Raw genomic sequence first — 25747 nt, 5'->3', positions numbered from 1 at the left:
TTGGCTTATTTAGGAAAATTGGTATAATAATAGTAATAAAGATCCAGATTATTTGTATATTATTGATAGATTGGGAGTTACAAAAGGGGGAGAGTTTATTGAAAAAAGTCTTGTCGCTATTATCTGTAGTCATCCTCGTCTTAACTTCTTTTATTCAGCCATTAATAAAGGTAAAAGCTGATTCATCAATTCCTGTTTATAATCCAAAGCTTAAAATTTTGGAAATTGTTGATGTAAATATTGGAAATTCGAGAATTAGTAATGTATTAGGAACGAACTCGTTTGAAGTAGAAACGATAACCATGAAAAAGTTTGTCGCTTCTCGTGAAGAGCTGGACGGGAAATATGACTTTATTGCAATTACTGATGGAGAGTATTCAACAAAAGATGCCCCGCAGTTGATTAAAGAAAAGGGAGCAACCGCCGCACATCAAACTCAGAATATTTTAAATGACATTACTGAATTAAAGGCAAACGAAATTGTTAAGGATTTTATTAATAAAGGCCAGCCGGTTATTTTAGAGAAAAACAGCATTGTAAACAAAGGGCAACTCCAAAAGTATTTTAATAAATATAATGGCAGTAACAAGAATGTTATTTACTATGATAAAAACAATAAACAGGGTTTAATTTCTCAAATGGAAAGTTTCCTTAGAAATGATTTTAAACCAAGACCTAGATTTGAATTAACTAAAAAGCCAACAGATAACCCTAACACGAAATATGTTCCTGGCAATAAGCTTCAATTTGAAATTAAAATGTTAAAACCTGAAAATGTGCAAAGCAAAGATCTTAGAGCGATTCTTTATATTGATGCGGATTTCAATGACAGGTTTGATTCTTCAGAAATCGTCCTTGAACAGCAAATTAAAAGTTCTAACCAGTCTATTGTATACGAACTGCCATCAGGCTATAGTGGAATTCGTAATTGGAAATTAGAAGTCGTTGATATGGGCACAAATCTTAAAGATTATCAAAAAGGCACCATTTATTTTAAGGATCAAATGGTTGAGGTAAATGTCCTTCAAGTACAAAAAAATAAAAGCGATCCGAGCTCATTAAAAAATGAAAATAATATGAAGCAAAGCTATTTACATGTATCAGGAGAGTATAAAATTAATATTGATGTAACGGATATGGCAACTTTTAATAATGATACAAGTCAATATTCCCATTCTAGAATTAACGGCAAATATGATATGTTAATTTTTGGATTTGCGGATGTGTATAATGACGCAGCAATAAGTCCTACAGCAGTTAATTCTGTGAAGCGATTTATTGATACGAATCAAAGTATTCTATTTACTCATGATACCATTTTTAATGGCGTAAAGAGCTGGGTTGATAACTTTATGGATGCAACTGGCCAAAAAGCCCCACACACGAATTTGGGGTATGGAGCACCAAATCAATCGAAAACCACACAAAAAGTAAATAAAGGTATGATGACAAAATATCCTTATGAGCTTAAAGATTCGATTACGATTGCCACTACACACAACCAATATTACACACTCGATTTAGAGGATCCAGATGTTATCCCATGGTATAACATAACAGGTAGCAATAGGGATGAATTTGATAGCTGGAATCATTATTACACGTATTCAAAAGGGAATATTACTTATTCAGGTACAGGTCATACAAATAGTGGTTTCCCAGATGAAGAACAGAAACTGTTTGTAAATACGATGTATCGGGCTTTTCTTGGCTCCAATCACGCACCGGTAATAACGGTTTTAACACCAAGTGATAATGATGTTATTCCGGCTCATCAAAAAATAGAGCTCTCATACAAAATACAGGACTTTGATTTGAAAGATAAAAATCTTTCAACGAAAGTGTATTTAAATGACCGGGAAGTGTTCGCTCAAGATAATGTTACGAACGGTTCGGTTGTAGTTCAATCTATAGATCACAAAATGCCAGAAGGCGGGTTAGCAACATTGAAAATTGTTGCAACAGATCCAAGGGGAGCAAAAGCAGAAAAATCATTAACTGTAAAAATTGAAAAGGTAAAAACGAATCTTGAGATTAGTCGATCCATTTCCCAAACTGGAATTGTACAAGTTGATAAAGGAGTTGGAATCGAATACAAGATCAATCCGAAAGACATCGATGGTGCAGCTGCAAATAATATCAAATCAGATGAAATTGAATTAACAAATATCAAATTCATAGAGACTTTCCCTGCAAATATGGATGTATCTATTCCAGATGGTTTTATAAAATCAGGTTCTATAGATAAGGGTTATACCGTTACAGGTAATCTAGAAAACATATTATATAAAAGAAATGGTAATAAATTCACATCTCAACCTATCAGTTTTGGCATCACAGTAGTTCCAAAAGAGAAAAAGGATTATACCCTTAATAATTCTCAAATTACTTATCAGGACATCAATAAAAATAATCAGACATCCGTTTTTAATCCGGTAACCATTCGTGCTAACATTGCTTTAGATAAAATAGAATTACCAGAAAGCACTGTTATTAATAAAGGAGTTAACAAAAATTTTCGAGTGGATTTGAAAATCTATCCAGAAAATGCGGGAATAAAAGATATTGTCTGGACAGTGACAAACCCGGATTCCCCAATAAAAATTGATCCTGCTACTGGGGTTGCTATTGCACATGAACAAGGGACAGGAACAGTGAAAGTGACTGTTACAGATGTTTTTGGCAACATAAAAGAAGCCACAACTTATGTTTCCGTAAGGGTTCCGGTAGAGTCGATTGAACTTGACAATATGTCTATTAAGGTTGGAGAGACGAAAAAAATTCCAATCAAGCTTACGCCTGAAGATGCTATCTTAGGGATCAATATCCAATTGGAAAATACATCAATTGCTTCTTTAAATAAAGAGACAATTACGATTACGGGGTTAAAACCAGGCGTTACAAAAATTATTGCTAGTGGTACTAACGCAGCAGGAGAGCTAGTAAAAAAAGAGTCTACCCTAATAGTAGAAGCTATTCTCGTTAATAGTATAGCAATAACGCCAAATGAGATTCGTTTAAATAAGTTTGAAGAATACGACAAATTTAAAGTGACTATTTTACCTGAGAATGCCACAAATAAAGATGTAGTATGGAAATCTTTAGATCCAAATATAGTCGAGGTTGTTGAAAAAGGAAAGATTAGAGGGGTGTCGACAGGAACTGGAGTTATTGAAGTTTCTTCCAGAGATGGTGGAAATGTAAAACAAAAAATTACGGTAATTGTTGGATCACCTTTAACTGGAATTTCAACTAGTGGGGAACTTACTATTCCAAAGGGATCTAGTTTTGAAAATGCATCTAACTATATCGTCTACCTGCCAAGGGATGCAACGAATATTGGACCTAATAAGTCCTTTGTATCAAATAACACGTATATGTTAGATGTTACTTCTAATGGACAAATATTTGCCAAACGCGTTGGTGAAGCTGGGATTACAATCACTGTAGATGATGAAAATGGAAAAAAATATTCAACCGTGTTAAAGGTATATGTAGTTGAACCTGGTACAGGAAGTGGAAACGAGAACGCCAACGATAAATGGTAATGTTAAAGCTATGAAGCCATAACAATTGTTATGGCTTCATAGCTTTAAAAAAGGAGCAAAATGAATGAAAAGTAAAATATGGATGCTACTATTCGGAGTATTGCTAATAGGTTTCTTACTCTTATTTTTGTTTAATCGTGACATCATTCATACTATTTCCAAAGAGGAAAAGCAAGAAAAGATTATCGAAGCGATCATAAGTAATGATATTGAAGAACTAAATAATCTTCTTTCTAAGAATTATCCAGTTAATTTTATATCGGAAGAGGGGTATACACCATTAGAAACAGCCATGAATCACGGAAGTTTTGAATGCACAATCGCACTGCTTCATAAGGGAGCAAAACTTAGAGAAGAACCCTTAATTCCTTTGTTTATCCAATTGGTATATATGTTTGATGATTATAAGCAGTTAAAAGAGAGCATGGATTATGAAGAAGTGGTTTCTCAATATATAGTATTATTAAAAACAGCTATTCAAGCTTTTCCCGAACAACTTGGTGAAACAGATGAATACGGCAATACAGCATTGCATATTGCTGCAACAAAAGGACATCCTGAAGTAATTAATAGACTAATAGAATTCAATATAAACAGTAATGAATTAAATCGTGCTGGAGAGACGGCATTTATAATGGCAGTGAAATCTGGACAAATGGAAGTTGTAAAACAACTATTCACAAAAGTTCAAGATACGGAACAAATGGATGTAGAAGAAAATTCCCCATTGATCCAGGCTGTTTTAAACGGGAGAACGGAAATAGTACAATTTCTTTTGAATCAAAATAAGCAAAATATAAACGATACAAATAAAATCGGACAAACCGCTTTAATTATTGCTGCAGATTATGGTTACAAAGAGATTGTAGAAATATTATTAGAAAATGGAGCTGACCCAAGTATTAAAAGTATAGATGGGAAAACAGCATCAGAATATGCAACACGGTGGGGGCATGAAGACATAGCCGCCTTACTAAAATAGCCAGAAGAGGGAGGATCCTCTTCTGGCTTATTTTTATTTATTACTTGACTATTAGCTCGTCAGAAAAAATTTGCAGCTGATTCACAATCGGGAGGGCTTCAATCCGTTTTAACATAACGTCTTGGTCATAATCGACAATAAAACGTGAGAAGGTATTCTCTTGGAATGAAGGAATATTATCAATACTTTTAACATCGCCCCGGATCGCGTTAATCGTAAGCTGTTCTTTGGCAAATATCCCTCCTTCAATATAAAAAAGGGAGCCAACACCGTATAATTCAGCATTTTTTTCTGTATAAAAGAATCCCTTTAATGGTTTTATTTTTTTATCATCAACAGGCAGATAAGGGACCCCATTTTCATTTTTATTATCAAAGTATTTAAATTCATTTATTCTTGTTATCAGTAAATCTTCTTTTGCGAGTAGAATAAGCTGTTTTTCATTATTATTCGCACCTAGTATATTTGCCTTTGAAATAGAAGCTTCCTTCCCAGCGTAAACAACAGAATCGAAAATCACATCATGATCTTCCCCAAAGCCGTCAGCTTCATCTCCATTAATTGTTAACGAATGGTTAACAAAGATGTTATTATTTATTTCAACTGAAGTTTTTATCGGCTTAATAATGAGATCATTTCCTGTAATAATGTCTCCATTTAATTTAAGTCCTGCTGAGTTTAAATCATTTTTATTTTTTGCATAGGATTCTAGTAATATCGTATCAGCTGAAATAAGATTTTTATTGAGCTCCATCTTTCCGCCATAATTAATTAAATATGTTTTCCCAGCGACAAATACATCGCCTTCAAGAGAAATATCCGCGTAGCCTACAAGATATAAATCCCCGTTAACCACTAATTTTTTCTTTAATGATATTGGATAATTGGTGCTTGTTACGATAAAATCACCGTTAATATTTAGTGGGGAATCTATTTCGACTGATTCATTATCGCTTTTAATACAACTCTCATCCAAAGGGTCTAGTTGCTCTTCATCATCCGTGAATTCAATACAATTATTTACAACTTCATTTGGTAACGGATAATCCGCAATGTCATTTTTGAGGCTTTTCGCAAAAGAGGAGCCCCCGCCATTCCATTTGGTTGACATGCCACTATCAGCTAACACTTCATTTGTTCTTTCGTTCATTGTTTTATCAAAATCGATATTGATAAATTGACTGTCATGTTTTAGTGCTGGAACCTTATCTTTATAGAATTTATTTTCCTGTAAAATGTCCAGTAATTTAGCCGTGCTACTATATAAATGACCGTTAATAGAGGACATAGGAGTATCCTTATAATTCTTAACTCCATTTAATATATATTCGGCTTCATTATTGATCGTTAAATTATTTGCATAGACATTCCCGCGAAAATTGGCAGAGCCATTTAGAATAAGCCCAGCTTTTTCAGAATAGGAACCGACTGCGTATTTTAAAAAGCTTGGCAAAGGTGATAGAATAAGCCGCTTTTTAATTGTGCGTGAAATTTTCCCTTCCGTTTCAACTGGATTTTTTGTCACAAGAATAATATCAAAAACTCTCGTAAAATCCTTGTTCTTCTCGATGTTAAAATGGTCGTAACTTGATATGCTTCCAATGCAAGAATCAGTGGGATCAATATAATCGGGACTATTCGTGCTAAGATCGATTATATTTACACATTCTAATGACATATTATCTTGATTTGGCAAAATTAAATCAGCGAATAAATTATTACGTAAATCAATGTCAAAGCTATTTTTAACTTCCAGTTTATTACCGCTGCCTCTTGATCGATAATTATCAAGGTCCAATTTTTTTAATGACTCCGCAAGATCTGTAGTCATTTTTTCTACAAGATTAATAGAGTCGTATGTTATCGAAATATCACTTTCTCTTGTTTCAGTTCTTTTTGCCCCACCAATAGATGATGCGACGATAGCCATTCCAAGCACAGTAAAGACGAGCGAGACTAAGAGGACAGTAATTAAGCTGTTGCCGCGTTCATTATTTATCAAATTTTACAGCCCCTTTAAAATCCAAATTGACTTTTTAGTTCGAGCGGTTTTCTTAATCTTTTATCGTCGAGATGGAAGTTTAAAGATATCATTCCTTCCTCACACTTTGAGCAAGATAGTGATAACTCTGAATCACTGAAATCAGAAACGGCATCAATTGGTTTGCCATCAATAAGAAAGATGCTAATTTTTTCTCCGTCTTTTTCAATTTCCCCAAGTTCTAACTTAATTGAATTTTCGCGTTCATTCTCTTTTTTCTGATCAATGCTATAAAAGGTTTGTTTATCCCGCACTTTTTCTTTCACTTCTTCTATAGCCGTATGTGTACTATCGACCAATTCAATACAATTCTCCCCGCACTCCCTCACATAATCAAAAGGAAAGGAATAAAAAGTATTCATAATCATTGTAGCTGTATAATCTGCATCATCTCTAAGTTGTTCTTCTACTTGGATTTTGTGATAAAGCTTTATTCCTGATGAGAACACCCCGTAGATAACTGGAAGAACAATCATCATGATTACGAACGTTGCCAGAAGTTCATATAAGGTAATCCCTCTTTCATCGAAGATCTTCACTTTTTATGACACCGTCCAATACTGTGGAATTGTCTTTTCCGTTGATAGTCCAAGTAACTGTTGCTTTTAGAGGAACAAAGAATGAATAATTTTTCTTACCTGGTTCAGGTTTTTCCTCTGCACGAATATATACCTCATACTTTACATTATTAATTGTAATTGGCTCACAGCCCACATCTTCTATTTCATTCTTCCAAAACTTTTTATATTTTTCATCACAAATAAAAAGTGAAATTTCCTCTTCCGGATCTTTTTCAAACCTATCTCTTACTGCAATAAAATTATCTTTCTCAATATACATAAGTGTATTTCTTGCAACGTTAATTGCAGCAGTTTTCTTTTGATTGATATTTGTATACGTATAAGCTTGGGAAAAAAACTTCATTGTCCCCATTAATATGATTCCAAGAATCGTCAAGGACACTAAAACTTCCATAAGAGTAAATCCTTTTGGATTAAATAGGATTTTTCTAAAATTCATTTTTTCCCCTTCTTTCCAAATAGCTTGTCTTATTATACAATATTTTATAGTCAATTTTTGTTTTTATAGGTCTAAATACATCAATTATAGAAATTTGTAACAAATTTTACAAAAAAGAGTGTATGATTTGTTTATACTAGAGAGGAAGGAGGGGAGTCTATGCATACGTATTTATTTGCTCTTGCATCACTAATTATACTAGTTCCTTTCGTTTACTTCCTTCCTCTAGGCCTAACTAAAAAAGGGAAGCTAGTTGTTTTAGCAGTTTCCTTTGGGCTAGCTGCTCTAGGCCTAACAGCCAATGCTATTTTTGAATGGTGGCAAATTACATTATTAGTTTTCACTCTAGCCATACTTAGCTCATTTTTGCTAGATAAGAAGATTAATCATCTTATCTTTGTTGATCAGAGCGAAGGTTCATCTAGTGCCAGTGATGTTCATGCCAAGTCATTAGATGGGGATTTGCTAGATAATATGGGTACCGTGAATGAAACAAAACAAATGAATGTAGAGAGTGAAATCATCAAAGAAAATGATGAGTATCTGGAGGAACAACTTGTCGCTATTAGAGATGACGAAGCAAATGATTCTGTAAATGCTAGCCAGTTAGCTGTTAGTAAGAATGATCATATAGCTTTAGAGGAAGATGAGGAATATATTTCTGAGCTATTTGCTGAAACTCAAATTGAAAAAATTGATGAGTTGGAACAGCATACAGATGATACGTTAATAAACTTCGACAAAGAAGAGATTACTGACATAATTACCGAAGAAATAGACAGCGACCAGGAATTCGGCTATATGTCGGAGCTTGAGAAACTAATATTTGATGATCCGGAAGATCTGGTGGGGGAAGTTAAAAGTGTAGAAGAACAAGGCGATCAGGATCCGCTTATGCCTTTCGATCCTAACAAGGTAAATCTAGAGGAAGAGGAAGAATATCTTGATGTATTGTCACAATTTGAAAGTATAGCGGACGAAGTGGCAAGTACGGTTGAGAAGGATCTAGTTCTAGAGGGAGAAAAAGAACCTAAAGAGCAATGTCTAGAAAGAATTTCGCTAAAAGATCAAGCGGATAATGAAGAATTTATTGATTTCTTATCGCAATTTGAAAGTATACAGAATGAAGTGGCACTCACTACTGAAGAAGAACGAGAGCTAGGGAATGCAATTGAAGCTAATCTTCAATATCCTGATGAATTGTCGGAAAATAATATAGCAGCAGAGATACCGCAAACCCAATCAGAAATAAGCAATCTCTTATTAAAAAAAGATGAAGATAAGAATAAGCTGCAGCAGCAAATGTTCAAAACCTTATTAGCCCAAACAGAACTAGCGAGGAAATCTCTTGATAATACTCAATATGAAAAAATGCTCAAAGCATGTATGCACCCGCAAATGCCGTACTCCGAATACTATACATTTGCCAGTCTATTAATTAAGCATTATATCTCGACGAAAGAATATGTAAAACTTCATGAATTAATGAAAATATTAGTGGATAAGTATGCGAAATATCCAGTATTAATGCAGGAGATCCAATTTTTACTAACTTACTATCCTCTTAGTGTTGACGATAAATAGTATGAGACAACCTTAATAAAAGCTAGAAATAAAAAGTCAGGTGTGGTGGAGAAAATGAAGAAAAGTTCACAAATTATAAATTTACCAGTAATTAGTATTTCTGATGGGCAGCAAGTAGGGAAAGTTAAATCTTTAGTTATAAATCCAGAAAAAGGTTCAATTGACTTCTTAACGATTGAACATGAAGAATGGCAAGTTAGTGTAAGAGCAATTCCGTTTAAAAGGGTTGTTGGGATTGGTGAATACGCTCTTACAATTGAAAATGATCATGCGGTTATCGATTTGAATGAGATTCCGATTGCTAATCAGTTAGTTAATAAAAAAATCAAGATTAACAATACGAAAGTGATGACAAGGAAAGGTGAACTGATTGGTGAGGTAATTGAATTCTATGCAGATGAAGAAACAGGACATATTCTAGGAATGGATTTAAAACTAGGAGATAGGGGTGTAACAATGTTATCAAGCTATGTCCTTACATTCGGAAAAGATATTATTATTGTTAAAGAGGATGTTAGTCAAGGCTTCTTAGAAAATGCTTTACAACTTGATCCGGACTGTAACAATGAAGCTGATAAAACTGTAAACGAAGATGTTGTTGAAGAGATAGATGACGAAGAACGAGTTTTGAGAGAGAAGCAAATTGAGTTACTAACTGGGAAAATGGTTCTAAAAGATATTGTTGACTTAGATGGAAATGTACTCATCCTTGAAGGAACGATTTTAACAATGGATGAAATAGTAAAGGCGCAAGCAAAAGGGCCTAGTGTTGTTGTTGAGCTATCTATGAATGTTGAAGCATAGTAAAAAGCAGGTGGTCAGAATGAAAAATACGCTTAGTTTAAAGTTGTGCATGATTCTAACAATTTGTACGGCCTATATTTTCTGCTTTTCATATTTTGGAAGTTCTGTATATGGGAAAGTATTCAGCACTAATGATAGTTATTCAATGAACACTCATATTGGCTCAGTGGATGTTTCGAATAAATCGCCGGAAGAAGCAAAGACCCTTATGGCTGAAGAACAGGGGAAATGGCTTGAGAATACAAAGTTTTTCTTGCAGTATAAAGAGGAGGAACAAGAATTAGATTTAGGAATTTATAAATTTCAGTTTGACAGAACGATTGAACATGCACAATCAGGTCAGGAGAATCAGCTATTTGTTGAATTAGACAATAAGGCTCTCTCCAATCTACTTACTGAAATGTCACCCGAATTAACAAGTTTTGATTTTAATATCGATCAATTAAGGAATGATCTTTTAATCTATGCTTCTAGGTTGAAACAAGGAAGCCATTCGATTAAACTCCAAGATTATTTTCCACAATCCTCAGAAGATGAACTTATTGCAGAATCAACGACTTCACTTGTGGGTGAAAATAAATTGATTCAAAAATGGGCAGCCGAAATACCAACAATTGAAATTCTGCCACAATCTCAGCTTTCAATTTTAAAAATGTTAGATGAGAAGGGGATTACATCATACGATCAAAAAACATTAAGTATTATTTCAGCCGCTATTTATAAAACAGTCCTTTCAAGCAATTTTGCAATAACAGAAAGGCATATTAGCAGAACTTTGCCAGAATACGCAGAGGCTGGTTTTGAGGCGAAGATCGATCAAAAAAATAATATGGATTTTATCCTCACAAATCCAAATGACCAGGGGTATATTTTACATTTTAAATCTATTGATAATTTATTGTATGTTTCCTTAAGAGGTTCCCGATTTATTTATCAATATAATGTGTCAGTTGAGGATAAAGAAACATTTAAACCGAAGAAAATTATTCAATTTGATGCAAAGCTTAATTTTGGTGAAGAAAGAAATTCAGAAGAAGGCAAGGAAGGCATACTTTTAAAAGTTTACCGGGAAATTGTCGATGAAACAGGAAAATTGTTAAGAACTGAGCTTGTCTCTGAAGATTTTTATCCGCCAGTACATAAAGTCATTGTCCAAAGTCTAACAGTTAAACAGGTGACTGGTTCGGCAGTTAATAATAATCCGGGGCCGATTCTGCCAGGTGATTCTGCCAATGGTGAGGCTGGCGAACAGGACAGTGAAGCAGGAAATAATAAACAAGAGGATAAATCTGGGCAGAATTCAGAGGGGAATTCCCAAAGCGAAAATGCACAAAAAGGGCAAGACAGCAGCAAAGGAAAAGAATCTGAAATATGGGGAAATCCAGATGAAACAAAAAAATAAGCGGTTAAAGCAGGGATTAATATGAACCAGTATCGTAAGCGGCTTGGGGACTTATTAGTTGAATCAGGATTGATTTCTGAAGAACAGCTTCAGCTTGCTTTAAAGGAAAAAGATGATGGACAAAAACTTGGAGATGCGCTGCTGCAAAGGGGTTATATAACAGAACAGCAGTTAATTGAAGTGTTGGAATTTCAGCTTGGTATCCCTCATGTCAGTCTTTATCGTTACCCTTTTGATATCAAGCTTTTTAATATCGTTCCGAAAGAATTGGCTAAACGGAACTTGATTATCCCTTTAAAAAAGGATGGAGAAAAGCTGTTTGTAGCGATGGCCGATCCAATGGACTTTTATACGATTGATGATTTACGCTTATCTACCGGCTTCCATATTGAAACAGCCATTGCCACGAAGGACGATATTTTGCGGGCTATTAATAAATATTATGATATGGATGAAGGTTTTGAGGAACTATTTGGCACATCGTCCAATACAGAAGATGCCCAAGGAGATACGATTGCCGATCAAGATTCACCCATTGTTCGACTCGTTAACCAGGTTTTGACGAATGCGGCTACAATGAAAGCAAGCGATGTACATATCGATCCCCAAGAAACGAAAGTAATGATCCGTTACAGGATAGATGGAGTGTTAAGAACAGAACGAACGCTCCCGAAGCATATGCAAAGTGTACTCATCGCCAGAATAAAAATCATGGCAAATTTGGATATAACAGAGCACCGCATCCCTCAAGACGGACGGATAAAAGTGAATTTAGACTTTCACCCTGTCGATCTAAGGGTATCAACTCTACCGACCGTATACGGAGAGAAAATTGTCATGCGTCTATTAGATCTCGGAAGTTCTTTAAATGATCTCAATAAGCTCGGATTTAACAAGGTGAATTTGCATCGCTTTATCGAGATGATAGAAAAACCAACGGGCATCGTTTTAATAACAGGTCCAACAGGTTCGGGGAAATCATCTACTTTGTACGCAGCTTTAAATCGACTAAATAGTGAAGAAGTAAATATTATTACGGTTGAAGATCCGGTAGAGTATCAGCTGGAAGGAATTAATCAAATTCAAGTCAATTCTAATGTAGGGATGACTTTTGCTACAGGGCTAAGAGCAATTTTGCGTCAGGACCCGAATATTATTATGGTCGGGGAAATACGTGACAGAGAAACGGTTGAAGTTGCGATTAGAGCTTCTTTAACGGGTCACCTTGTCTTAAGTACTCTGCATACAAATGACTCCATTGGTTCCATCACCCGCCTGCTTGATATGGGGGTCGAGCCGTTTCTCGTTGCTTCATCTGTGAGCGGAATTATTGCCCAAAGGCTAGTTAGAAGAATTTGCCGTGATTGTGCGCAAGCACAGGAGCCGTCAAAACGTGAAATCGAAATTTTTGCAAGACGAGGTATGAGGATAGAGAAAATTGTTCGTGGCCAAGGCTGCTCATCTTGCAATATGACAGGCTATAAAGGGCGTGTTGCAATCCATGAAGTTCTCGTTATTGATGATGAGATTCGGAAGGTGATCATGAATGGGGAGACATTCTCGAAGCTTAGAGAGCTTGCGGTCAAAAACAAAACGATTTTTTTAATTGATGATGGTTTATTAAAAGTAAAACAAGGAATTACAACGACAGAGGAAGTATTACGGGTAGCAATCCCTGATTAGGAGTGCAAATGATGAAAAATAAAATGGATCTTCTGCTTAGGGCCGGTTTTGAGTTAAAAGCTTCTGATATTCACTTGACTGTTGGTGTACCGCCTGTCATGCGGATTAATGGCGATTTAAAAAAGTATGGGAAGGACAATCTTTTTCCAGCTGATACTGAAGGAATGGCAAAAGCTATTATTCCTGACCATATGTGGGAAAAATTCAAAGAAAAAGGGGAACTTGATTTTTCCTATGGGATTCCGGGAGTGTCAAGGTTCAGGGTGAACACGTATTTTCAACGTTCATGTATTGCGATGGCGATACGTGTAATTCCGACGAGGATTCCGGCATTGGAAGAATTGGATCTCCCTGAAGTATTAAAGAAAGTAGCACTGAAGCCGCAGGGGCTTGTGCTTGTAACTGGTCCGACCGGAAGCGGAAAATCAACAACGCTTGCTTCACTTATTGCCTATATGAACGAGACGATGCGAAAACATATAATTACGCTTGAAGATCCAATCGAATACCTTCACAAACATGATAAAAGTATAATTGACCAACGAGAAGTTGGCTTTGACACAAATAATTTTGCCAATGGTCTGAGAGCAGCACTTCGCCAAGACCCTGATGTCATTCTTGTTGGAGAAATGCGTGACTTAGAAACAATTCAGACAGCCATTACCGCAGCAGAGACAGGGCATTTAGTATTAGGGACATTGCATACTTCAAGTGCCCCAGCAACGATTAACCGCATCATTGATGTCTTTCCACCATCCCAACAGGCACAAATTCGCATTCAATTAGCGTCTGTTCTAGTTTCCATAATGTCTCAGAGATTATTTCCGACAATTGATAAGAAGGGCAGAAAAGCGGCGACAGAAATATTAATGAATAATTCCGCAGTTGCTAACTTGATCCGAAACGAAAAAATTCACCAAATCGTTAATATTATGCAAACTTCCCGAGCGCAAGGCATGCATACGTTAGAATCAAGTATTAAAGAGCTTTTACAGGTAGGATTCATCTCTAGAGAGTTGGCTTTGCCTTATCTTCAAGAAAAGGTGAACGAAAATGCCTCGGTATAAATACAGCGGCCGTGACCGAAGCGGGAAGAAGTCGGGTACCATCACAGCAGCTTCTAAGCGGGAAGCAGTTATGCAATTAAAAGAAAAGGGAATCCGTGTGCTGGAATTTAATGAAATTCCAGAAACGCTTCTTACAAAGGATATCACAATCGGCAATCCGGTGAAGCTTCAGGATTTTGTCATATTCTTGCGACAGTTTTCAACTTTACTAAAAGCTGGGGTCTCTGTCGTAGAATCGACTGCCATTCTTGCTGAACAAACAGAAAGCAAGGCGTTGCGAAAGGCGTTACTAGTAGTAGAGCAGGATTTACGTGAAGGGAACCCCTTGTCAGATGCTACGGCTAAGCATAAAAAAATCTTTACTAGTATGTTCGTAAACATGATTAAGGCAGGTGAGGCCGGCGGAAATATGGACGATACACTTGAAAGGCTTGCAGTACATTTTGAAAAACAACATTTTACAAAGCAAAAGATTGTCTCGGCTCTTGCTTATCCTGTTGCGGTTGCGATTATTGCTGTAGCGGTAGTTATCTTTCTATTAGTATCTGTTGTTCCAACATTCGTAGAAATGTTTAAAGATTTCGGTGGCGAATTGCCGGCTATTACGCAGTTTGTCTTGAACTCTAGTGAATTTATGCAGAAGTATTGGTGGCTTGTTATCTTATTGTTTATTGCTATTTTTATCAGTATTGTTCTCGTAAGAAATAACAAGAAGTCAAAATATTATTTGGATCACGCAATATTAAGGATGCCTATTTTCGGAAAAATTCTCCAAAAAGCTGTTTTGGCGAGGATGACAAGAACATTAAGTTCTCTGTTTGCAAGCTCGGTGCCGATTTTGCAGGCAATGAGCATCGTTGAAAACATTGTCGAAAATGAAGTAGTAGCAAGAGTAGTTAGACAATCAAGAGATTCTCTTGAACAGGGGAAGTCGCTCACTGAACCAATGAGAAAGCATTGGGTCTTTCCTCCTCTCGTTTCACAAATGATTGCAATTGGTGAAGAAACCGGGTCTTTAGATGCGATGCTATCAAAAGTCGCTGATTTCTATGAAAAAGAAGTTGAAAGTGCAACAGACCGCTTGAAATCACTGATTGAACCAATAATGATTGTATTCTTAGCAGGAATCGTTGGAACGATCGTTACCTCCATCATGGTACCAATGTTTGAGATTTTCCAACATGTAGGATAATGTTTTCAAAATATTAACAATTAAACCTTTTACTATTGTAATTTTTTAGTATAATAATAAATAGGTAAAAAGTCACAAAAACTATTCTGGAAAGGAAGATTTAAATGCTACAAAAACTAGGTCAAAGACTAAAGAATCAAAAAGGGTTAACATTAATTGAATTACTTGCTGTTATTGTTATTTTGGGGATTATTGCAGCGATTGCGATTCCGAGTATTGGTGGAATTATTCAGAAGTCGAAGGAAGATGCTGTTAAGGCGGATGCGATTACAGTTATTAATGCTGCTAAAATGTATGTTGCAGCTAATGGAACCGATAAATTAACAAATAATAAAATAAATAAAACTGATTTAACAGAATATCTAGAAAGTGTTACTCTTAGTGGAGATTACTATGTAGAATATGATGGTGCTAATTATAAAATAACAACTCCAGAGCAGACAGTAGGTAAGAACAAAATTACATTCTCAGGTGCAACTGTTAAAGCTATTGATGGGGATAAACAAAAAGGAAGCGCAACTGGAATAACTATTACTACTCCTGCTCCTTAATAGTGAAAGTAATCTAATAACATGATGTATATATTATTGATTAGTGTATTTGTTTTAGGTATTGTTTTTGGCTCCTTTTTCAACGTAGTAGGACTCCGTGTCCCAATGAAAGAATCAATCGTCAAGCCGCGGTCGCATTGTCCGTATTGTGGACATACCTTATCACCTCTGGAATTAATTCCGGTAGTGTCATATATACTGCAAGGAGGCAAATGCCGGCGCTGTAAGGCGCCGGTTTCACCTCTTTATCCTGTTGTTGAGTTAATGACAGGCGTATTGTTTATGGTGACACCACTCGTAATCGGTTGGAGTTCAGAGCTCATCATTGCATGGACACTCATTTCTTTAATAGTAATTATCTTTGTATCCGACTTTAAGTATATGCTTATTCCTGATAAAGTTCTGCTCGTGTTTGCACTCATTTTTCTAGCAGAAAGATTTTTTCTGCCTTTGAGCCCTTGGTGGGATTCAGCAGTAGGTGCTGGTGTTGGCTTTACTCTGCTATTATTGATCGCTGTGATCAGTAAAGGCGGGATGGGTGGCGGAGATATTAAGCTGTTTGCAGTGATAGGCTTTGCGCTAGGGTTAAAGGCAGTATTACTTTCGTTTTTCTTTGCAACGTTATTTGGGGCCCTTTTCGGCTTTGTTGGTATGCTGTTAGGTGTGGTGGAAAAAGGGAAGCCGATAGCGTTCGGTCCATATATCGGTTTAGGTACGCTTGTCGCTTATTTTTACGGTGAAAGAATAATAGAATGGTATTTTTATTCATTTTTATAAGGAGTTTTCAAAATGGCATTTCGTTTTCAGCTTGGGAAGCAGCGCTCTGTTAGCATCGTAATCAAAGATCATGTCATCCGTTTTGCTGAAACTAAGAACCTTCCAGAGATTCAAGTTCAGAAATGGGAAGAACGGTATTTGCCTGCAGGGGTTATTAAAGAAGGAAAAATATTAGATCACGAAACCCTTACAACAATATTGGATGAATGTGTTTCTTCTTGGAAGCTTAAGAACAGGACTGTTTCTTTTCTTGTCCCTGATCAATATATCGTCTTAAGGAAACTCAAAGTCCCTGCTGATGTAAAAAAAGACGAAATAAGAGGTTATTTGTATATGGAGCTAGGAACAAGCATTCATCTGCCATTTGAAGACCCTGTATTTGATTTCCATTTGCTTCCGGAAGGGGATGGCAGCCAAAATGAAATTTTATTATTTGCCGCCCCGGAAGACATCGTAAAAGATTATACAGAAATACTTGAACAGGTTAAACTGAAGCCTATTGCTGCAGATGTATCTTCCTTAGCTTTATATCGTTTATATCATTATTTAGATCTGGCAAAAACCAATGAAAATTTATTGCTCATTCAATTTGACATAACAACCGTTAATGTTAGTATTTTTGAGAACCACCAGCCAGTCTTTATGAGACATTTGATGATGGATATCGATCCAGAGAAATGGGAATATTCAAAACAAGAAAAAAGTGTAGGTAAGACACTTGTTTATTCTGGTGACCGTACAGAAGTACTCCTCTCATTGAAGGATATTTACGGAGAAATAGATAAGGTACTGAATTTTTATCGTTATTCTTTAAATCAAGGAAAACAGCAAATAACCAATATTTATTTAGATGGAGACCATCCGTGGCTAGCTGATATTTCAGTGGAAATGAAAGAAAGAATCGAAGTTCCGGTTTTCCAATTGGATAATAGCCGTCTACATTCAACCGAGGAAACACATAACCTGTCTTCTTTTCATCTTAATATAGGACTAGGTTTAAAAGAGGTGTGATCGATGCTTGCTGACATAAACCTACTCCCGCAAAAAGAGAGAAAATCCAAAACTGCTTATATGATCATTGGAATTATTATTTTGCTTATCATCCTGATCTCTTTGTTTTTCTTTTTATTTATCAAAGATAAAAATCAACAGTTGCTAAATATTGAAAATCAAATTATGCAAACAAATGTAATCTTAGAAGCTGAAAGGAAGAAACAAGCTTCTTTTGAATCTTCAAATTCTGTAAATGAACTTGAAATCGCCGTCAAATGGGCTCAAGATCAGCCTTTCAATATGGTTTACGTTTTGCAGGAATTAACTAAGTTACTTCCGAAGCGTGGTTTTGTTGCCGAGTTTGAAATCGATGAAGAGAACAAAATTGTACAAATCGTCCAGTTTGATACAAAAAGTGAGGCAGCTTATTACTTAAATTCATTATTAACGCTCGATTGGATTGAAGAAGCTGTCATTAATGAAGCGAAAATAACAGATATATTGAAGGAAGAAAAGGACAAAGAAGCGAAAAAGGACGATATTCTTCCGCGATATTTTGCTAAATATGAATTGAAAATGAATGTACCATTGTTAAAAACCAGTTATCAGCAGCAAAAAGAAAAGGATAAGCCCGAACAAAGTATTGGAGACGAAAACTCTAATCAGGATGAAGAGGAAGGGGGAACATCCCCATGAATCTCCAAATCTCTAAAAAACAACTAGGCATCATTGTTTTGGCTATCCTTATAATCGGGGCTCTTTCTGCAGGTGCATACCTATTATTGTTACAGCCTGTATATGAAAAGCTCGAGAGGAAGCATACAGAGCTTGAAATGGCAAATCAGGAACTAACGATCATTGAAAATTCGCTGAAACAATCCAAGGAAAAAACAGTATTAAGCTCAATGGAACTTCAAAAGCAAGTACCTGTTAAACGTCTTCTTGATCAATTATTGCTTAATATTGAAAAAGCTGAGATTATTTCAGATACAACTATTAGTGAACTAAAGTTAAATGGAACAATGAAAGACGAAGAGATTGATTTTCAAAGCAATGAAAATCAGAATGATCGTACGAGTGAGGAATCTAACAATTCAGGGGACGCCGATGCCTCTTCCAAACATGAAGAAAAATTGCCAACTGGAATAAAGAAAATATCGATTACTTTAAACGGGGAAGCAGAAACTTACTTCGATATGGAAAAATTTATCGGCAGCTTAGAAGAATTGACGAGAATAGTGAAAATAGAAGCCTTGAAATTTAATGGATTGAATGAAATACATTCAATCGAACAAAACGCTGAAGTGGTGAAATTCGAACTTACACTTGCAGCGTACTATTTTCCAAAACTTGAAGACTTGCGTGATGAATTGCCTCCTCTAGACACACCGGGAATTTCAAATAAGAAAAACCCATTTAGTAGTTTTTCGGAAGTAAAATAAGCAGATACAAAAGATTAGTTGCCATAAAAGAAAAAATGAAATGAGGTCTAGTGAATGTATAGAATAACTAGACTAAATGAAAAGGGTTTAACATTGATCGAATTGTTGGCTGTTATCGTAATATTAGGTGTTATTTCTATGATCGCTTTAATTGCGGTTACAACCGTCATTCAAAATATGAGAGATAAAGCCTTTGTTGGTAATGCACTTGCAATTAAAGAAGCAGCAACATTATATATAAGACAAGAAGTGGCAAGTGGTACTGTTCCCGTTGAAAAACTAACTTATAAGGATTTGGCAATGAATCAATTTATTGATCAGTTTAAAGATCCAGACACCGGTACATATTTAATCCCTTCAGAAGAGACATACGTGCTTATTAATGGTGTGAATATTGTATCTATATGTCTTAAAGGGGAAAAACGCAGTCTATGCTCCTTCAATGGTAATCAAGGTATCCCGATTGCCGAACTCTCTGCTGATCTAATTACAAATAACTAGTAAAAAATTTGACGAAAGCATTCGATAACAAGACGACAAAAGTCTTGTTATTTTTTTTTTTCGTTGTGTTAGGATGGAACAAAATCAGCAATCGACACGAAAGGAGGACGAATTGTGGATAGGCCGGAAAACGGGAGAACGATCACGATAAAAATTAACGGGAAACACCGCTCCTATCAGGAGATTAAAGAGCTAGATAAAAGTCAAGGCAAACAGGAAGCTGAACGTGAGAGTATTCAAGAAACGAATGTACCAAATAGGGAAATTGATTCTTTTCCTTCTATTGAAACGGCTGCAGCTCAAGAAGCATTGGAGGATGAGAGTTTCGATTGGATTCTGCCAGAAGAAACAATGGAATCCGATGCAAAGGAAGACACAATTGCCAAGCAGCCGAAAAGGACAAACAAGAATCCCTTTGGAACAATTAGTAAAAATTTAAAAAAGAATAATCAAAACAGTTTCCTGAGTTCGGTATTAATTGCTGTTTTCTTTGCTGTTTTATTAGGGACGAGCTTTGGGTTAATTATGTTGAAGCTTGTCATTACTGAAAAAGAAATAGCAACTGAGCAGCCTGTAATTACAGTCGAAAATCCAGGAGACAAGCAATCGACTGGATCAGAGAAGTTAATGCTTCAGCCATTAACAGCCTTTGTGGTTCAGGGCGGTGTGTTTTCCACTTCGGAAGCAGCAAAGCAATTTCAGGATGAAACGATTCCGAAAGGGTCTTCAGCGCAAATTATTGAAATGAATGGACAAGCTTTTCTTTATTTAAGTGTCGCAGACAGCATAGAACACGCAAAAGAGGTCGGAACTCAATTCAAAAGCAAGGGAATCGATGTTTTTGCAAAGCCAATTACTTTTGAAGAAAAATCACTAAATGGGCTTCTTCCTGAGGAAAAAAAACTGCTTGAAGCGGCTCCTACGATCTATGAAACATTGGCAGCAGGTGCGGCTGAGGCGACAATAGGGAATTCGATTTCAGACACGATAGCTGCTAGTGTGGAAAAACAAAGTGCAATGTTAAGCGGAATTGAATCGAAGCTACTCAAAAATGATGGAATAATTACATTAAAAGGCGAGTTGGACAATGCGATTCAACAACTAAAGGCATATAAGCAATCCCCGAGTCAAGCAACTCTTACAAAATACCAAAACCATTTGCTCGGCTTTCTTGCTGCCTACCATTCTTTATAAATTAAATATAATTGATATTAATGATCTTTCTACCGTAGAGCCTTTTTGGCATTTTTAAACTATCCAGTGTTCTAGCATTGAAAGCTTCAGCAAATGACAAAATCTATTTCTTTTCGAATATTTTCTAGGAAATAACACAAATTATTGGAGTCTGTTCATTACTTTTCGACAGGCTTCTTTATTTTGTTTATTTAAACCGAATAAGTGTGAAATTTTTCGATATTTGTCGGTTTAAAATTGTTTGTCATGGCGAATTTTGGTACGATTAAGTTGTATCTCCCAAATTGTTACGAATAAAAGGTAAGGTGATTGCATGCAAAACCTCATTTTGGCCTCTTCTTCTCCACGACGAAAAGAACTTCTTGAAAATCTTCATTTAACATTCGAAGTTTCCAGCAGTGATGTTGATGAAAGCTTTGATCCCGGGTTAACGCCTGGAGAAATTGTCATGGAGCTTAGCAGTAGAAAAGCAAAGGCAGTATATGAGCAGAACCCAGATTCATTTGTGATCGGCGCCGATACAGTTGTTGTTTCAGAGGGAACCGTATTAGGTAAGCCGAAGGACAGAATAGAAGCATTTGAAATGCTAAAGAAATTGGCAGGAAGAACGCATTCTGTTTACACAGGGGTTTCAATTATGACTCCTAGAAAAGAAATTAAATTTCATGTAAAAACGGATGTGGTGTTTTGGGAGCTCTCAGATGAAGAAATTGACGCTTACATTGACACCGGTGAACCGTTCGACAAAGCAGGTGCGTATGGCATCCAAGGTTTCGGCAGTGTGCTCGTCAAAGAAATCAGCGGCGATTATTTTTCAGTCGTCGGTCTTCCAGTTTCGAAAACGGTTCGAGAATTAAGGAATGCAGGATATGTTATTCCTTTTTAACTTTATTTAGCCGAAGTCTCTAAACGATATAAGTGGCGAGATGAATGCAAATAGGTATCCAATTAGGTTGGGGGTTCAAACCCCGGCAGAATAAAGTTAAGCCCCCGGCGAGCCTTTAGATTTTTTAAAGGAATTTATCGAGCAAGCTCGATAAATTCTGGGTTTGCAAAAACGCCAAGGCGTATTTGATCTTTTTCTCATCCTCAACTCCCTTACACCTCTAGGAAAGGGAGGAATAAGTTTATGCAAACAGAATCCTTAATGATTCGAGATTTCCCACAGGATGAGCGTCCTCGGGAGCGCTTTGTACAAAATGGCCCGCAAAGTTTATCCAATCATGAGTTAGTCGCTATTCTTCTTCGGACGGGGACAAAGGATGAATCGGTCCTTCAATTGTCCAATCGGCTTCTTACTCAATTCGAAGGTTTAAGGCTTTTAAAGGATGCATCATTGGATGAGATAACCGCGATTAAAGGAATAGGAACGGCAAAGGCGATACAATTGCTGACGGCCGTTGAAATTGGCAGAAGGATCTCGAATCTATCTTATGATGACAGATATGTTATTCGCTCACCTGAAGACGGGGCGAAATATGTGATGAATGACATGCGCTTCCTCTCGCAGGAGCATTTTGTTTGCCTCTATTTAAATACTAAAAATCAAGTTCTCCACAAACAGACTGTCTTTATTGGAAGCCTAAATGCCTCCATAGTGCATCCGCGCGAAGTATTTAAAGAGGCCTTCCGGCGCTCAGCGGCTTCAATCATTTGTGCACATAACCACCCCTCGGGTGACCCAACTCCAAGCAAGGAAGACATCGAGGTGACAAAGCGGCTAACCGAGTGCGGGAAAATCATTGGCATCGATGTGCTCGACCATCTTATTATCGGGGAAAATAAATTTATTAGCCTAAAGGAAAAAGGTTATTTATAACACTATGTTTTTATTTGACGATAAGATATAATAATGTTTATGCTTTTTTACATGGAAATGAATAAAATCACTAAAATCGGCCACTTATGTGCCCGAAATCGTGTAACATCCGAGAACTCAGTAACGAACGAGCTTCATACGTGCCTGGAATCGTATAACATCCGATAAACCGGTACCGAACCGGCATCTTTCATGCCCGAAGGAAAGCTCCTTAGAACACCGTAGGAAAAATCACACTTTGATTGTTGCGAAGGCGCTTGCGCTATTCTAATAACCTTATCTTAAAAATTGCATTTCGTATCAGAAAGGGAGATACAACTATGTTTGGAACAAAAGACCTTGGAATTGATTTGGGGACTGCTAATACACTTGTTTATGTAAAAGGAAAAGGAATTGTCGTTCGGGAGCCTTCAGTTGTTGCTTTGCAGACGGACACGAAACATATTGTCGCTGTCGGTAATGACGCTAAAAATATGATCGGCCGAACTCCGGGGAACATCGTTGCTCTTCGTCCAATGAAGGATGGTGTCATCGCTGATTATGAGACAACTGCAGTCATGATGAAATACTATATTAAGCAGGCCAATAAAAGCAAAGGTCTTTTCTCTGGTAAGCCTTATGTAATGGTATGTGTTCCGTCCGGGATCACAGCTGTAGAACAGCGCGCAGTTATTGACGCTACCCGCCAAGCAGGAGCGAGAGATGCCTATCCAATTGAAGAGCCTTTTGCAGCAGCTATCGGAGCGAATCTGCCTGTGTGGGAGCCAACTGGAAGCATGGTCGTTGATATTGGCGGAGGAACAACAGAAGTAGCAATTATTTCATTAGGCGGAATTGTGACAAGTCAATCAGTCAGAGTGGCCGGGAATGATATGGATGAGGCGATTATTAACTATATCCGAAAAAACTATAACTTGCTAATCGGTGATCGCACGGCTGAAACAATTAAAGTAGAAGTTGGTTCTGCTGGAGACTCAGAAGGAATTGAAAATCTTGAAATCCGTGGTCGTGATCTTTTGACAGGTCTTCCGAAAACGATTGAAATTACCGCTGAAGAAATATCAAAAGCATTGCATGATACTGTATATGCGATTGTAGATGCAGTAAAAGTTACACTTGAGAAAACCCCTCCAGAGCTTGCGGCAGATATTATGGATCGTGGGATTGTATTGACTGGCGGCGGTGCCTTACTCCGTAATTTGGACAAGGTAATCGGTGAAGAAACGAATATGCCAGTGCTGATTGCTGAAAATCCGCTTGATTGTGTTGCGATTGGTACCGGAAAAGCGTTGGATCATATTGATCTATTCAAAAACAAAACAAGGGATTCCCGCTAATAAATTCAATTGAAAGCATGCTAGTTTGAACGCGACGAAAGCCCATTCACCTTCTAAACGTGACTGGGCTTCATCAGCGTATTTTGGATGTTTTCCTTTTAAAAACAAAGCGGGAAAGGCGTATAAATGCCACTGTTAGCTATGAAAATAACTTTAGTTTTTACAACCAAACGAACCGAATAAGGCGGCGTAAGCGAAGCCAAACTTTACTGGACTTTCGAGCAATATTAGGGAAATTTCCAAAAAGATTGGCTAAACTAAATAAGTTAAGCGTAAATCCGCCCCATTTCTTTACACAAAAAATAAATCGAGGTGGAAGGAATGCCACAGTTCTTTTTGAATAAACGCTTGATTGTGTTGCTTGTCAGCATCATTATTCTCGTGGCATTAATCGGGTTTTCATTAAGGGAACGTGCACAGTTAAGCTGGCCTGAGCAATTCATAAAGGATACAACTGGTTGGATACAAGCCGGTGTTTCACGGCCCGTTCATTATGTTGCCGGTTTTTTTGAAAATGTGCAAGACTTGCAAAATACATATACCGAAAATAAAGAATTAAAAACACGGCTTGAAGAGCTTGCACGGCTTGAGTCGGAAGTGCAAATGCTTAAAAAAGACAATGTGGAGCTTCGTGAAATTCTCGATAAAAAAGACGCCTTAAGCGCGTTTGAACCGAGACAGGCGACTGTTATTGGCAGAAATCCAGATAAATGGAATGAACTGCTAATTATAAATAAGGGCTCAAAAGATGGTATTAAAAAAAATATGGCTGTTATTACGGCACAGGGGTTAATCGGAAAGGTGAAAAACAGCCGGTCCTTTACATCTACCGTCCAGCTATTAAGTTCAATGGACCCTACTAATCGAATTTCTGCGGAAATTCAGGCTGATGGCGAAAGCATCTTCGGATTCATCGAGGGATATGATAATGAAAAAGGTCTCTTATTAATGAAGCGCATTCCCTTTGATTCCAAGGTTGAAAAAGGGCAGAATGTGATCAGTTCCGGAAAGGGCGGAGTGTTTCCAAAGAGCCTTCCAATTGGTAAAGTGGTAGAAGTAGTTCCCGCTGAGTATGGGCTCACCCAGACGGCATATGTAAAGCCTGGAGCGAATTTTTACGACATTGAGCATGTAATGGTTGTGAAAAGAGGCGCAGTGCAGCCTGATTTAGCGGATATGATTGATGATAAGGAGGAGGAACTGTGAGAAGATTCCTTCTTCCTCTTTTATTGATGCTTCTTTTTGTTTCAGAAAGTATCTTTGTTGAATTATTTCCTTTTGCGCTATTTGGCAGTAACCATATCATTGTCCCACGGTTTTTAATGGTCGCGTTGTTATTTTTGACCGCTTATGGATCGAAGAAATATGGGATTATTTATGGTTTTTTATTCGGACTATTATTCGATATTGTTTATACTGAAATCATTGGCATTTATCTGTTTCTGTTTCCATTAGTTATTTATATCAGTTCCAAGCTGTTGAAAATATTGCAGACAAATATCGTAATGGTTTCTTTCGTTGCTATTATTGGAGTTATGCTCTTAGAGTTGGGCGCATATGAAATGAATTTTTTAATTCATCGGACACATATGGATTTTTCTAGCTATCTATCGCTGCGATTACTTCCAACATCCTTATTGAATGTAATCTTTATCATCGTAGCCTCCCTTCCTCTTAAAAAGCATTTAGAAAAGTTTGCAATAGACTTAGACGATTAACGATCGGATGGGGAGAGCCTGGAACCAGTAAGAGTCGATAAACTTTATTATTGGACGAATTATTTTGTGTCAAAAAGGAATTTACGAGGTTT

23 protein-coding genes are annotated in these 25747 nt (G+C 36.8%); 20 read left to right on the top strand and 3 right to left on the bottom strand.

Features of this window, described 5'->3' with window-relative positions; all coding sequences use genetic code 11:
* Nucleotides 1-98: 98 nt before the first annotated feature.
* Nucleotides 99-3548: an Ig-like domain-containing protein gene (locus BGM26_RS11325; protein ID WP_217039917.1), complete on the top strand. Its 3450-nt coding sequence runs from the start codon at nt 99-101 to the stop codon at nt 3546-3548.
* Between the two features lie 64 nt (nt 3549-3612).
* Nucleotides 3613-4530, top strand: a complete 918-nt coding sequence (locus BGM26_RS11320; protein ID WP_217039916.1) for an ankyrin repeat domain-containing protein — start codon at nt 3613-3615, stop codon at nt 4528-4530.
* A 40-nt stretch (nt 4531-4570) separates the two neighbouring features.
* Here the strand turns inward: BGM26_RS11320 and BGM26_RS11315 are convergent, their stop codons facing one another.
* The 3 genes from BGM26_RS11315 to BGM26_RS11305 are packed head-to-tail and all read right to left on the bottom strand — an operon-like array spanning nt 4571 to nt 7591.
* The gene (locus tag BGM26_RS11315) at nt 4571-6532 is read right to left on the bottom strand and encodes a hypothetical protein (RefSeq protein ID WP_217039915.1); all 1962 of its coding nucleotides are present in this window, start codon (nt 6530-6532) and stop codon (nt 4571-4573) included.
* Nucleotides 6533-6546: 14 nt separating this feature from the next.
* Complete coding sequence (locus BGM26_RS11310; RefSeq protein ID WP_217039914.1) at nt 6547-7110, bottom strand: hypothetical protein; 564 nt, start codon at nt 7108-7110, stop codon at nt 6547-6549.
* Entirely contained in the window at nt 7094-7591 is a 498-nt protein-coding gene (locus BGM26_RS11305) for a type IV pilus modification PilV family protein (protein WP_217039913.1), read from the bottom strand. The genes BGM26_RS11310 and BGM26_RS11305 overlap by 17 nt, the downstream gene beginning before the upstream one ends.
* Nucleotides 7592-7750: 159 nt before the next feature.
* Here BGM26_RS11305 and BGM26_RS11300 point away from each other — a divergent pair, with 159 nt between their 5' ends.
* From BGM26_RS11300 to mreD, 18 genes are all read left to right on the top strand, one after another.
* Entirely contained in the window at nt 7751-9175 is a 1425-nt protein-coding gene (locus BGM26_RS11300) for a hypothetical protein (protein ID WP_217039912.1), read from the top strand.
* 54 nt (nt 9176-9229) lie between these two features.
* Nucleotides 9230-9979 (top strand): PRC-barrel domain-containing protein, encoded by a 750-nt coding sequence (locus BGM26_RS11295; protein WP_217039911.1) that lies wholly within the window; start codon nt 9230-9232, stop codon nt 9977-9979.
* A 19-nt stretch (nt 9980-9998) separates the two neighbouring features.
* Nucleotides 9999-11381, top strand: a complete 1383-nt coding sequence (locus BGM26_RS11290; RefSeq protein WP_217039910.1) for a G5 domain-containing protein — start codon at nt 9999-10001, stop codon at nt 11379-11381.
* Nucleotides 11382-11402: 21 nt separating this feature from the next.
* Nucleotides 11403-13064, top strand: coding sequence for a GspE/PulE family protein (locus BGM26_RS11285; RefSeq protein WP_217039909.1), 1662 nt, complete (start codon nt 11403-11405; stop codon nt 13062-13064).
* A gap of 11 nt (nt 13065-13075) precedes the next feature.
* Nucleotides 13076-14131 carry a type IV pilus twitching motility protein PilT gene (locus BGM26_RS11280; protein ID WP_217039908.1) on the top strand — a complete coding sequence of 352 codons (1056 nt, stop codon included), beginning with the start codon at nt 13076-13078 and terminating at the stop codon, nt 14129-14131.
* Nucleotides 14118-15323, top strand: coding sequence for a type II secretion system F family protein (locus BGM26_RS11275; RefSeq protein WP_217039907.1), 1206 nt, complete (start codon nt 14118-14120; stop codon nt 15321-15323). Before BGM26_RS11280 ends, BGM26_RS11275 begins: the two co-directional genes overlap by 14 nt.
* Nucleotides 15324-15427: 104 nt before the next feature.
* Nucleotides 15428-15874, top strand: a complete 447-nt coding sequence (locus BGM26_RS11270; RefSeq protein WP_217039906.1) for a type II secretion system protein — start codon at nt 15428-15430, stop codon at nt 15872-15874.
* A 24-nt stretch (nt 15875-15898) separates the two neighbouring features.
* The gene (locus BGM26_RS11265; RefSeq protein ID WP_217040754.1) at nt 15899-16651 is read left to right on the top strand and encodes a prepilin peptidase; all 753 of its coding nucleotides are present in this window, start codon (nt 15899-15901) and stop codon (nt 16649-16651) included.
* A 12-nt stretch (nt 16652-16663) separates the two neighbouring features.
* Nucleotides 16664-17662: a type IV pilus biogenesis protein PilM gene (pilM, locus tag BGM26_RS11260; RefSeq protein WP_217039905.1), complete on the top strand. Its 999-nt coding sequence runs from the start codon at nt 16664-16666 to the stop codon at nt 17660-17662.
* A 3-nt stretch (nt 17663-17665) separates the two neighbouring features.
* A complete protein-coding gene (locus tag BGM26_RS11255) occupies nt 17666-18340 on the top strand; it encodes a fimbrial assembly protein (RefSeq protein WP_217039904.1) in 675 nt (224 codons plus the stop codon).
* Nucleotides 18337-19086 (top strand): pilus assembly protein PilO, encoded by a 750-nt coding sequence (locus BGM26_RS11250; protein WP_217039903.1) that lies wholly within the window; start codon nt 18337-18339, stop codon nt 19084-19086. Before BGM26_RS11255 ends, BGM26_RS11250 begins: the two co-directional genes overlap by 4 nt.
* A 54-nt stretch (nt 19087-19140) precedes the next feature.
* Nucleotides 19141-19587 (top strand): type II secretion system protein, encoded by a 447-nt coding sequence (locus BGM26_RS11245; RefSeq protein ID WP_217039902.1) that lies wholly within the window; start codon nt 19141-19143, stop codon nt 19585-19587.
* Nucleotides 19588-19701: 114 nt separating this feature from the next.
* Entirely contained in the window at nt 19702-20781 is a 1080-nt protein-coding gene (locus BGM26_RS11240; protein WP_217039901.1) for a hypothetical protein, read from the top strand.
* Between the two features lie 313 nt (nt 20782-21094).
* Complete coding sequence (locus BGM26_RS11235) at nt 21095-21667, top strand: Maf family protein (protein WP_217039900.1); 573 nt, start codon at nt 21095-21097, stop codon at nt 21665-21667.
* A gap of 243 nt (nt 21668-21910) precedes the next feature.
* Nucleotides 21911-22600 (top strand): RadC family protein, encoded by a 690-nt coding sequence (gene radC, locus BGM26_RS11230; RefSeq protein WP_217039899.1) that lies wholly within the window; start codon nt 21911-21913, stop codon nt 22598-22600.
* A gap of 320 nt (nt 22601-22920) precedes the next feature.
* Nucleotides 22921-23937 (top strand): rod shape-determining protein, encoded by a 1017-nt coding sequence (locus BGM26_RS11225; protein ID WP_217039898.1) that lies wholly within the window; start codon nt 22921-22923, stop codon nt 23935-23937.
* Nucleotides 23938-24258: 321 nt separating this feature from the next.
* The gene (mreC, locus tag BGM26_RS11220; protein WP_217039897.1) at nt 24259-25143 is read left to right on the top strand and encodes a rod shape-determining protein MreC; all 885 of its coding nucleotides are present in this window, start codon (nt 24259-24261) and stop codon (nt 25141-25143) included.
* Entirely contained in the window at nt 25140-25655 is a 516-nt protein-coding gene (gene mreD / locus BGM26_RS11215; protein WP_217039896.1) for a rod shape-determining protein MreD, read from the top strand. Before mreC ends, mreD begins: the two co-directional genes overlap by 4 nt.
* Nucleotides 25656-25747: the final 92 nt, after the last annotated feature.

It is taken from the genome of Bacillus sp. FJAT-29790, from assembly GCF_019039215.1.
Lineage (GTDB): Bacteria > Bacillota > Bacilli > Bacillales > Cytobacillaceae > Cytobacillus.
Note: the sequence above shows the minus strand (reverse complement) of the source record. Positions and strands in the feature narration are given on the sequence as shown.

Bases quoted from the DNA above. Each gene is read 5' to 3' on its own strand.
- BGM26_RS11320 (WP_217039916.1), top strand. From the start codon at position 3,613: ATGAAAAGTAAAATATGGATGCTACTATTCGGAGTATTGCTAATAGGT.
- BGM26_RS11305 (WP_217039913.1), bottom strand. From the start codon at position 7,591: ATGAATTTTAGAAAAATCCTATTTAATCCAAAAGGATTTACTCTTATG.
- BGM26_RS11300 (WP_217039912.1), top strand. From the start codon at position 7,751: ATGCATACGTATTTATTTGCTCTTGCATCACTAATTATACTAGTTCCT.
- BGM26_RS11295 (WP_217039911.1), top strand. From the start codon at position 9,230: ATGAAGAAAAGTTCACAAATTATAAATTTACCAGTAATTAGTATTTCT.
- BGM26_RS11290 (WP_217039910.1), top strand. From the start codon at position 9,999: ATGAAAAATACGCTTAGTTTAAAGTTGTGCATGATTCTAACAATTTGT.
- BGM26_RS11285 (WP_217039909.1), top strand. From the start codon at position 11,403: ATGAACCAGTATCGTAAGCGGCTTGGGGACTTATTAGTTGAATCAGGA.
- BGM26_RS11280 (WP_217039908.1), top strand. From the start codon at position 13,076: ATGAAAAATAAAATGGATCTTCTGCTTAGGGCCGGTTTTGAGTTAAAA.
- BGM26_RS11275 (WP_217039907.1), top strand. From the start codon at position 14,118: ATGCCTCGGTATAAATACAGCGGCCGTGACCGAAGCGGGAAGAAGTCG.
- BGM26_RS11270 (WP_217039906.1), top strand. From the start codon at position 15,428: ATGCTACAAAAACTAGGTCAAAGACTAAAGAATCAAAAAGGGTTAACA.
- BGM26_RS11265 (WP_217040754.1), top strand. From the start codon at position 15,899: ATGTATATATTATTGATTAGTGTATTTGTTTTAGGTATTGTTTTTGGC.
- pilM (WP_217039905.1), top strand. From the start codon at position 16,664: ATGGCATTTCGTTTTCAGCTTGGGAAGCAGCGCTCTGTTAGCATCGTA.
- BGM26_RS11255 (WP_217039904.1), top strand. From the start codon at position 17,666: ATGCTTGCTGACATAAACCTACTCCCGCAAAAAGAGAGAAAATCCAAA.
- BGM26_RS11250 (WP_217039903.1), top strand. From the start codon at position 18,337: ATGAATCTCCAAATCTCTAAAAAACAACTAGGCATCATTGTTTTGGCT.
- BGM26_RS11245 (WP_217039902.1), top strand. From the start codon at position 19,141: ATGTATAGAATAACTAGACTAAATGAAAAGGGTTTAACATTGATCGAA.
- BGM26_RS11235 (WP_217039900.1), top strand. From the start codon at position 21,095: ATGCAAAACCTCATTTTGGCCTCTTCTTCTCCACGACGAAAAGAACTT.
- radC (WP_217039899.1), top strand. From the start codon at position 21,911: ATGCAAACAGAATCCTTAATGATTCGAGATTTCCCACAGGATGAGCGT.
- BGM26_RS11225 (WP_217039898.1), top strand. From the start codon at position 22,921: ATGTTTGGAACAAAAGACCTTGGAATTGATTTGGGGACTGCTAATACA.
- mreC (WP_217039897.1), top strand. From the start codon at position 24,259: ATGCCACAGTTCTTTTTGAATAAACGCTTGATTGTGTTGCTTGTCAGC.